This is a genomic window from Streptomyces sp. PA03-6a, from assembly GCF_033792765.1.
In the GTDB taxonomy this organism is placed as follows: domain Bacteria; phylum Actinomycetota; class Actinomycetes; order Streptomycetales; family Streptomycetaceae; genus Actinacidiphila.
The window spans coordinates 1-8,876 of sequence record NZ_JARAVK010000314.1 but is presented as its reverse complement, the minus strand read 5'-3'; the positions used below and the strand labels follow the sequence as shown (position 1 = coordinate 8,876).

General features: G+C 74.5%; 7 protein-coding genes and 3 pseudogenes. 5 read left to right on the top strand and 5 right to left on the bottom strand.

Going from position 1 to position 8,876, the window contains the following annotated elements:
- From PV350_RS41095 to PV350_RS41085, 3 genes and pseudogenes are all read right to left on the bottom strand, one after another.
- Positions 1-1,388, bottom strand: a 1,388-nt coding sequence (locus PV350_RS41095) for an MFS transporter (RefSeq protein ID WP_500338501.1), incomplete at its 3' end; no start/stop codon positions are given.
- 162 nt (positions 1,389-1,550) lie between these two features.
- Positions 1,551-2,810, bottom strand: coding sequence for a fumarylacetoacetase (gene fahA / locus PV350_RS41090; protein ID WP_499510982.1), 1,260 nt, complete (start codon positions 2,808-2,810; stop codon positions 1,551-1,553).
- Between the two features lie 70 nt (positions 2,811-2,880).
- A pseudogene (locus PV350_RS41085) lies at positions 2,881-3,594 on the bottom strand (chloride channel protein); the annotation flags it as partial.
- Positions 3,595-3,759: 165 nt separating this feature from the next.
- Here PV350_RS41085 and PV350_RS41080 point away from each other — a divergent pair.
- Positions 3,760-4,332 (top strand): annotated as a pseudogene (locus tag PV350_RS41080) (chloride channel protein); the annotation flags it as partial.
- Positions 4,333-4,380: 48 nt separating this feature from the next.
- On the opposite strand, the gene PV350_RS41075 reads toward PV350_RS41080, so the two are convergent.
- Positions 4,381-5,781 (bottom strand): DUF2252 domain-containing protein, encoded by a 1,401-nt coding sequence (locus tag PV350_RS41075; RefSeq protein ID WP_500338499.1) that lies wholly within the window; start codon positions 5,779-5,781, stop codon positions 4,381-4,383.
- A 202-nt stretch (positions 5,782-5,983) separates the two neighbouring features.
- Between PV350_RS41075 and PV350_RS41070 the strand changes: the two genes are divergently transcribed.
- The 3 genes from PV350_RS41070 (at position 5,984) to PV350_RS41060 (ending at position 8,146) form a co-directional block, all read left to right on the top strand.
- Positions 5,984-6,628, top strand: a complete 645-nt coding sequence (locus tag PV350_RS41070; RefSeq protein ID WP_500338497.1) for a GAP family protein — start codon at positions 5,984-5,986, stop codon at positions 6,626-6,628.
- 61 nt (positions 6,629-6,689) lie between these two features.
- Positions 6,690-7,646: a DUF389 domain-containing protein gene (locus PV350_RS41065; RefSeq protein ID WP_500338495.1), complete on the top strand. Its 957-nt coding sequence runs from the start codon at positions 6,690-6,692 to the stop codon at positions 7,644-7,646.
- A gap of 56 nt (positions 7,647-7,702) precedes the next feature.
- Positions 7,703-8,146 (top strand): DUF6325 family protein, encoded by a 444-nt coding sequence (locus PV350_RS41060; RefSeq protein ID WP_499510978.1) that lies wholly within the window; start codon positions 7,703-7,705, stop codon positions 8,144-8,146.
- A gap of 10 nt (positions 8,147-8,156) precedes the next feature.
- Here the strand turns inward: PV350_RS41060 and PV350_RS41055 are convergent, their stop codons facing one another.
- Positions 8,157-8,510 (bottom strand): hypothetical protein, encoded by a 354-nt coding sequence (locus PV350_RS41055; protein WP_499510977.1) that lies wholly within the window; start codon positions 8,508-8,510, stop codon positions 8,157-8,159.
- 196 nt (positions 8,511-8,706) lie between these two features.
- Here PV350_RS41055 and PV350_RS41050 point away from each other — a divergent pair.
- Positions 8,707-8,876, top strand: a pseudogene (locus tag PV350_RS41050) (SHOCT domain-containing protein); the annotation flags it as partial.

The window sequence follows — 8,876 nt, the reverse complement described above, 5'->3', positions numbered from 1 at the left end:
GTGCGGGCGGGGGTGTGCGGGGCCGGGCCGGAGTCCACGGGGTCCTCCCGGTAGCGGTGGAGCAGCCACAGGCTCGCGGCGGCGAGCACCGCGGGCAGCACGCTCATGCCGGCGGTGATGCCGGTCAGGGCCGAGTCCGGCTGGTCGACGTGGTGCGCGGCGTCCGAGGAACGGAACCCGCTCACCGCCAGCACCAGCGCGAAGGCCCCGGCGCCCAGCGCGAACGCCAGCGTCTCGGCGGCCGTCCACAGCCCGGTGAAGGTGGCCGCCCTGCGCCGCCCGGTGCGGGCCGCGTCGGCGGCCAGGGTGTCGGCGAGCATCGTCAGCGGCAGCAACTGCAGCCCCGCGTAGGCGATCCCGACGGCGGCGACCGCCGGGTAGCCGAGCGCCGGCCCCGCGTACGGGGTCAGGCCCAGCAGGGCGGCACCGGCCACGAAGAGCAGCGAGGCGCACCACTGCGCGTACGTCACGCCGCGCGCCCGGGCCAGCCGGTTCCACAGCGGCATCACCAGCACCAGCGGGCCGATCATGCAGACGAACAGCGGTGTGACGGCCCCCGCCGAGCCGAGGGTGTACGTGGCGAAGTACTGGACCCCGGCCAGCATGATCCCCACGGCGAGCGCCTGCAGCGTCCACATGCCCACCAGGAACAGGAACGGCCGGTTGTCGCGGGCCGCCGCCAACTGCGCCCGCATCGAAGCCTCCGACTCGCTGCGGGCGACCGACGGCGCGTGCCGGGTGAAGCGCCAGGCGCCGAGCATCCCCACCAGCAGAAGGACCGCCACGACCGCCCCCATCAGCCGGTAGCTCGCGGGCGTGTCGCCGTATCCGTGGGCGACCGCCGGCGCCAGCGCGCCCGACAGCAGGATCGCCACCCCGAGGAACGCCACGCGCCAGCCCAGCACCCGGGCGCGCTCGCCGGGGTCCTCCGTCATCTCCGCGGGCATGGTCACGTACGGCACCTGGAAGACGGCGTAGGCGGTGGCGGCCAGCAGGAAGAGCACCGCCACGTAGCCCGCGGCGGCGGCACCGCGCAGCGGCGGCGCCGCGAAGACCAGCGCGAACAGCGGCGGCAGCGTGAGCGCCCCGGCCAGCAGGAACGGCCGCCGGGAGCCGTCCTGCAGCCGGCTGCGGTCGGCGGCCGCGCCCACCAGGGGGTTGACCAGCACGTCCCACGCCTTGGGGAGGAAGACGGCCGCGCCCGCCACGGCCGCCGGGACGGCCAGCACATTGGTGAGGTAGTAGAGCAGGATCAGGCCCGGCACCGTGCCGAAGGTGCCGGTGCCCAGCGATCCCAGGCCGTAGCCGATCCGCACCTGCCGGGGCAGCGGCGGGGCGGACGCTCGGCCGGCGTCCTCGGCGGGTGCGGAGGGCAGCGTCTCCGACATGGCTCCCCTGCGGGTCCGGGTCGACTCGGGGCGGCGTACACGACGGCGTGGCGTACACGACGGCGTGGCGTACGCGACGGCGCGGCGTGCCGTGGCCGGACGCCGCGCCGTCAGGCGTAGGAGATCACGCCGACCCGGGACTCGGACAGACCCCTGAACAGGTCAGTTCACGAAGAGGGCCGGTCCCGCCACCACCCGGCCCGCGACCTCGCCGAAGCCGATCCGGGTGCCGTCCGGCCCCGGGGCGGTCGCCGAGATGACGAGCTCGTCGCCGTCCTCCAGGAACGTCCGCTTCGTGCCGTCCGTCAGCACCAGCGGCTCCTCGCCGTTCCACGTCAGCTCGATCAGCGCGCCCCGCTGCTCGCGCCGCGGGCCGCTGATGGTCCCCGAGGCGAAGAGGTCGCCCGCCCGCAACGAGGCTCCGTTCACGGTCATGTGGGTGAGCATCTGGGCGTACGTCCAGTACATGGTGGAGAACGGCGGACGGGAGACGACCTCGCCCCGCAGCCGGACCTCCACGGCGATGTCGAGCCCGCGCGGCGGCGTCCCCGCGCCCCGGTCGTCCAGGTACGGCAGCGTCCCCACGTCGTGCGGCGGCGGGGCGACGCGCGCCGCCGACAGCGCGTCGAGGGGGACGACCCACGGGGAGACGGAGGTCGCGAACGACTTCCCGAGGAACGGGCCGAGCGGCACGGTCTCCCAGGCCTGGATGTCGCGGGCGGACCAGTCGTTGAGCAGGCATACCCCGAAGACGTGCTCCTCGGCCGCCGCCAGCGGCACCGGCTCGCCCTGCGCGGTCGGGCCGCCGACGACGAAGCCGAGCTCGGCCTCGAAGTCCAGCCGTTCGCACGGCCCGAAGGACGGGGCGGACAGGGCGGCGCCCCTGCGCTGCCCGTTCGGCCGGACCACCGGCGTCCCCGACACGACGATCGTGCCGCTGCGGCCGTGGTAACCGATCGGCAGGTGCTTCCAGTTGGGGGGCAGCGGCTCCCCGTCCGGGCGGAAGATCCGGCCGACGTTCGTGGCGTGGTGCTCCGAGGCGTAGAAGTCGACGTAGTCCGCGACGTCGAACGCGAGGTGGAGCGTGACGGAGTCGCGCGGCAGCAGGTGCGGCTCGACGGCCGCCCGGTGGGCCTCGTCGGTCAGCCAGGCGGTGACCAGCGACCGCACCGCCGTCCAGGCCGGACGCCCGGCCGCCAGCAACGGGTTGAGCGTCGGCGCCGTCAGCAGCCCGGCCTCCGGCCCGGCCGTTCCCGCTCCGGCGGCACGCGCGGCGGCGCCCGCGTCGAGCACGTGGTCTCCGATGGCGACGCCGATCCGGCGTTCCTGCGGACGGTCCGCGGTGGTGAACACCCCGTACGGCAGATTGTGGACGCCGAAGGGGGAGTCGTCCGGCACGGCGACCCAGGTGGGGGCGGCCATGGCACCTCCAGATACGTCGGGGCCGCGCTTCCTCGCGCGGTCGGCTCACCCTAACGTCCAGCGTGGCCTTCGCGGCGGCCTTGCCGCCGGTGAGGCTCAGGTGCACGGCCACTCCGACCGCCAGGGCGAGCAGCACGCCCCACGCCACGTCGCCCGCGTCGAGCGTGGGCGGGCGGGGCAGGCCGATGTCGAGGTGGGTGGTCTTCAGTCCCGTCCAGCGGCCGAAGCCGGTGAACACGATGTCGCCCACGCCGCTGGCGAGCAGGGCCGGCAGCATCACGGCGAACAGCTGGGGCCCGCCGACCCCGGCCACCTCCATCAGGAGCACCGCGGCCACCACCGGGTTGCCGAAGATGGTGGCGATCGCCGCCGCGGAACCGGCCGCGCCGAGCAGCGCGTTGGTCTGCGGGGTCGCCGGCGCGCGGACCAGGTCGCGGAAGAGCAGCGCCAGTGCGCCGCCGAAGGCGATGAGCGGGGCCTCGGGCCCGAGCACCGCGCCCAGCGGCAGGGCCGCCAGGGCGGCGAGGACCACGCCGGGCAGGGCGGAGGTGGCCATCCCGCCGGTGTGCAGGCCGCCGGCCGGGACGTGGCCGCCGCGGCCCGGCATGCGGGTGACGACCAGGCCCACGATCGCACCGGCCACGGTGAGCAGCGGCAGCGGCCACCACCACGGGGGCGTCTGAAGGCCGAGGTGCCCGGGCAGCACCTCCCACAGCAGCCGCTCGAGTTCGTGGAGGGCGACGAGGAACCAGAAGGCGAGGAAGGACACCGGGATGCCGATCACCGCCGCTGTGCGGCCCCGCGTCGGTAGTCTCGCCGGACATCACCCGTTCCGCCCCATTCGCGAACGAGGAGGACGAGCATCAGCCCTCCCGGGAACCAGCCCCAGGAAGCCGACCAGCTGCGCGAACTGCTGCGCCGGCCGGAGTACCGCAGGACGCTCGTGTTCTCCGCGGTGTTCGTCTCCCGCCGGCCGCTGCCGCACACCGTGCTCTGCGCACTCGCCGCCGGCGTGTGCGCCGCCGTGTACGCGCTGGCAACGGGCCGCACACCGGAGGAGGTCGCCTCCTCCGGGCAGGAGGCGCTGGCGCAGATGGCCGCCGACCCGCACGCCTGGCCGGCCGGCGCCCTGGTCGCGGTGCTGCTGTGCAAGGGCGTCGGCTACGCGCTGTGCCTGGGCAGCCTGCGCGGCGGCCCGATCTTCCCCTCGCTCTTCCTCGGCGGCGCCGCCGGGCTGCTGGCCGCCCCGCTGCCGGGTTTCGGGGTCGTCCCGGCGATGGCGGCGGGCATGGCGGCCGCGGGTGCCGCCGCGATGCGCCTGCCGGTGAGCAGCGTGGTGCTCGTGGTGCTCCTGCTGGGCAACACCGCATCGGTGCCGGTCGTGGTGCTGGCGGTGTTCGTCGCCTTCGTGGCCGCCGAACTGCTGCCGCAGGGCCCGGACATCCCGCCCCTGCCGCCGCTCGGCGGCGGGCGGCCGCCCGCGTCCGGCACAGCGCCACGGCCCGCGTCGTCGCGCCCCTGAGGAGCGCCGGGTCCGCGAACCCCCGGCGGGCGTCGCCATGGTGCCGGCTCAGGTGGCCTCCGCCTGGACGCGTCCGGTGCGGACGGCGTCCACCAGTGCCCGGTGGTCCCGTTCGTTCTGGTCCGCGTACGCCTCGGCGAAGTCGGCGACGGCCCGGTCGAAGACGTCGGAACCCCCCAGGTACGCGGCGATCGCGATCCGGTCCCCGGACCGCGCGTGCGCCCGGGCCAGCGTGGCGCCGCACACCTCCCCGAACAGTGTCATCGTCCTGGGCACCAGGTCCTCGGCCACCACGATGCCCTTCCAGTCGCGCAACTGCCGTACGTAGAAGTCGCGCTGCCGTCCGTCGATGCCGTGGAGGCGTTCCCAGCCGAGGAAGATGTCGCTGGTCGCCTGCATCAGGCGCTGCCCGGCGACCACCCGCTCGCCCTGCGTACGGTGCGGGCCGGCCCCCGCGTACGGGGCCAGGACCGACTCCTCGGCCTCCTTCGCCTGCAGGAACAGCGGATCCTCGTCGTCCTTGCCCAGCAGGAGCAGGATCCAGCAGCGGGTCCCCACACTGCCCACCCCGACGACCTTGCGCGCGCAGTCGGCGAGCCGGTACTGCTCCAGCAGGAAGCGGCGGTCGGGCTGCAGGGAGTGGCCGTACCGTTCGACCAGCCGGGAGATCTCCTTCTCCAGGGCGGCGCGGGCGTCGCCGTCGAGCAGGTCGCGCAGCGGCATCAGCAGCGGGGGATCGGGGGCGATCAGGCGCCTGCCGTCGATCACCCGGGTCAGCTTGTCGAAGACCTGCAGGGTGTCGCGCGCCCGGGCCCGGGCCCGGGCACGCTCCCAGCGCACCACGTCCTCGCCGCCCATCATCGGGGCGAACTGCTGCTGCAACCGGTCCGCCTCGAAACGGGTGTACCAGACCTGCAGGTTGCCCATCCCGGCGAAGCCGCGCATCCGCCGCCGGTAGGCTCCCACCGCCGCCCGCACCACCCCCGTGCGCTCGGCTGCCGAGAAGCCGTTGGCACGGCCCGCGATGACCAGACTGGCGGCCAGGCGCTTGACGTCCCACTCCCAGGGACCCGGCAGGGTCTCGTCGAAGTCGTTGATGTCGAACATCAGCCGCCGCTCCGGCGAGGCCAGCAGCCGGAAGTTGAGCAGGTGCGCGTCGCCGCACAACTGTGCCCGCAGGCCCGAGCGGGGCGTGTGCGCGAGGTCCCCGGCCATGACCGCGGCCGCCCCGCGGTAGAAGCGGAACGGCGACTCGGCCATGCGGCCGTAGCGGATCGGCACGAGCTCCGGCACACGTCGCGCCGACTGCCCCTCCACGACGTCCACCGGATCGGCCCGGTCCGCCGCGGGCGCGTACTGCGCGTGGGCGGAGCGCGGGGTCCTCTTGCGGGCCGCCTTGCCGCGCGCGGCCCGCTCCCCGGGCGGACTCCACCGGGCGTCCACGGTCATCGCGGTCACCGTCCTCCGGGCCGCACGGACCTCGCCGGGAATGCGTGGGTGCGCCGGCCCCCTCAAACGTAAGCCCGGCCCATGGGCCCGGCGAGCCGGACCCGGGGCCGCGCAGTTGTGCCCGTGGGCGGCTCCGGTGACCATGACCCCATGGACGCGGCCGGCCACCTTCCGGGGCCCCCGACCCCCGGCGGGGGCGGCGATGGTCCTTGACCTCGTCCTGATCGGGCTGGCCGTCACCCTGTTCCCGTTCCCGCTGATGGCGTTCGTGCTGGTGCTGAGCACCCGCGGCGGGGCGTGGAAGGGACTGGCCTTCATCATCGCCTGGCTGGCCTGCCTGGCCGCGGTCGTCGCGGCGGTGCTGCTGCTGACCCAGGGCAAGCCCCCGGAGCCGAAGTCCTCGCCCTCGACGGCCGCCCTCGCCGGCAAACTCGCCGTCGGCGTCGGGCTGGTGGGCTACGCCGAGCACCGCAGGCGCCGCGCGGCGCGCCCCCACCGGCCGTCCCGGATGACGAGCCGCCTGGAGCGGGTCTCCGCCTGGTCGTCCGCGGGCCTCGCGGTGCTGCTCCAGCCGTGGGGACTGGTGGCGGCGGGCGCCGCGACCGTCGTCGAGGCCGACCTGTCCCACCTCGAGTCCTACCTGGCGCTCATGGCGTACTGCCTGATCGCCAGTTCCACCCTGCTGACGATGGAGGTCTACACCCTCGTCGCCCCGGACTCCGCCCGCGTCCGGCTGCGCGTCCTGCGCACCTGGCTCGACGGCCACCAGGACCAGGCGATCATCGGGCTGTGCCTGGTCATCGGGCTGGTCCTGGTCGCCAAGAGCCTCTACCAGCTCACCGCCTGACCCCGTCCCCGCTGCGCCGCGCCGAGTTGCCGCCCCCGCCGGTCGCGGGCGTAATGCAGGGGTGGACATGATCCATGTCCGTGCGGTGAGCCCGCCGGACCTCACGGACCGGGCGCTGACCGCGCTCGGTGCCGATCCCTGCGTGCTCAACCTCGTCCTGCTGCGCGGCGGCGCCCGCCACCCGGACGGCGACGCCATCGAGTGCGACGTGCTGACCGGCGCCGCCAACACCGTCCTGCGCGGGCTGCGCGAACTCGGGATCGACCGCCGCGGATCGCTCGTCCTCGAACCCGTCGACGTCGTCCTCTCCGACACCGCCGAGCGGGCCGGAGCCTCCTCCCCCGGCGCAGGGCTGCGCACCCCGGTGTGGGACCAGGTCGAGGCCCGCATCCGCGCCGAGGGCCGCTACCCGCCCAGCTTCCACCTGCTGCTGGTCATCGCCGGGATCATCGGCGCGGTCGGCATCATCAGCAACTCGCAGATCCTCATCGTGGCCGCCATGGTCGTCGGACCCGAGTACGGGGCCATCACCAGCGTCGCCCTCGGCATCGACCGCCACGACCGCGCCCGGGTCCGCGAGGGACTCCGGGCCCTGCTCGTGGGCTTCGCGCTGGCCATCGCCGCCACGCTGCTCTTCGCCCTGTTCGTACGGGCCTTCGACCTGCAGCCGGAGGCCTTCCGGCTGGGGGTGCGGCCGGTCGCCCACCTGATCAACACCCCCAACTTCTTCTCCCTCGTGGTGGCCGTGCTCGCCGGGATCGTCGGCATCGTCTCCCTCACCGAGGCCCGCACCAGCGCCCTGCTCGGCGTCTTCATCTCGGTGACGACCATCCCGGCCGGCGCCGACCTGGGTGTCTCGCTCGCCTTCGCCTCCTGGGACGAGGCGCGGGGCTCCCTGTTCCAGCTGCTGCTCAACGTCGTCGTGCTGATCCTCGTCGGCACCGGGACCCTCAGGTGCCAGCGCGCCGTCTGGCGCCGCGTCAGTGCCGGGGCGGCGGCCCGGGCCGACGTGCGATGACCCCCTCCCGGTGGTCCAATGGCACGGGGGATGGCGCGGGGGAAGGGAGCAGTGCCGTGAGCGACGCGATCGACGAGATGGGCCCCATCGACTACGTGGTGATCGAATTCCCCGGCAACCGCATGACCGGGGAGGCCTTCCCGCTCCTGCTCGACCTCGTGGACCGCGGGCTCGTCCGCATCCTCGACCTGACCTTCGTCCGCAAGGACGCGGACGGGAGCGTCGCCGGCCTGGAGATCGCCGACCTCACCGCCGCGGGACTCGGCGAGCTCGAGGTCTTCCAGGGCGCCTCCTCCGGCCTGCTCGGCGCGGACGACCTCGCGGACGCCGCCGCCGTCCTCGAACCAGGCAGCTCCGCCGCCGTCCTGGTCTACGAGAACCTGTGGGCCGCGCCCCTCGCCGTCGCGATCCGCCGGGGCGGGGGCAGGCTCGTGGCCGGCGGCCGGATCCCGGTCCAGGCCGTGCTCGCCTCCCTGGACGCCGCGGAGTCCGGCCCCTGATGACCCCTGGTCAGGCGTTCCCGCCGACCACGGTGAAACTCATCCACGGCTCCGCGTCGGGGATGCCCGGGTTGCTGGTCTTCGTCGCCAGGTAGGTGCTCTCCGTGCCTTCGAGGTTCTTGCAGCCGGGACCGGTGTGCAGGACCACGTCGTTGAGCGTGTTGTTCACGATCGACCTGGCACCCGTGGGCGGCAGCTGGTGGCAGCCGTCCACGGACGGGTTGTCCAGCTGCACCACCTTGTTGTCCGGGGTGGTGTACACCACCGTGCCCACCGCTTGGGAGGTGAGGCCGGAGCAGCCCGCGGCGCCGAGCAGAAGGAACAGGGCGCCGGCGCGGATGCCGTGCCGCCGGAGATCTGCCATGGTGAGCGTCCTCGTCTGTGCGGAGAGCGGTGCCAAGGCCACGCTGCCCCGAAGGCGCCCACGCTGTCATGCCGGGCACGCCCAGTCGGCCGAATCACCCTCCCCCTGGTGGTGACGGCGGACCAGGTGCCGGCGTGCGGCCCGCCCGGCGCGATGGTCGAATGGAGGTCCAGGAGCCACCGGAAGGGACGGCACCATGCCCGGTCTACTGCGTGGAGCGGTACGTACGGCCGTCGTCGCGGGCACGGCCACCGCGGTGTCGCAGCGAGTGGCGCGACGGCAGCAGGGCCGGTGGGCGGAGCAGGGCTACGGACAGGCGGCGGTCCAGGAGCCCGCGGCCCCCGCCCCGCCGCCTGTCCGTAGCCC

Bases quoted from the DNA above. Each gene is read 5' to 3' on its own strand.
- fahA (WP_499510982.1), bottom strand. From the start codon at position 2,810: ATGGCCGCCCCCACCTGGGTCGCCGTGCCGGACGACTCCCCCTTCGGC.
- PV350_RS41075 (WP_500338499.1), bottom strand. From the start codon at position 5,781: ATGACCGTGGACGCCCGGTGGAGTCCGCCCGGGGAGCGGGCCGCGCGC.
- PV350_RS41070 (WP_500338497.1), top strand. From the start codon at position 5,984: ATGGTCCTTGACCTCGTCCTGATCGGGCTGGCCGTCACCCTGTTCCCG.
- PV350_RS41055 (WP_499510977.1), bottom strand. From the start codon at position 8,510: ATGGCAGATCTCCGGCGGCACGGCATCCGCGCCGGCGCCCTGTTCCTT.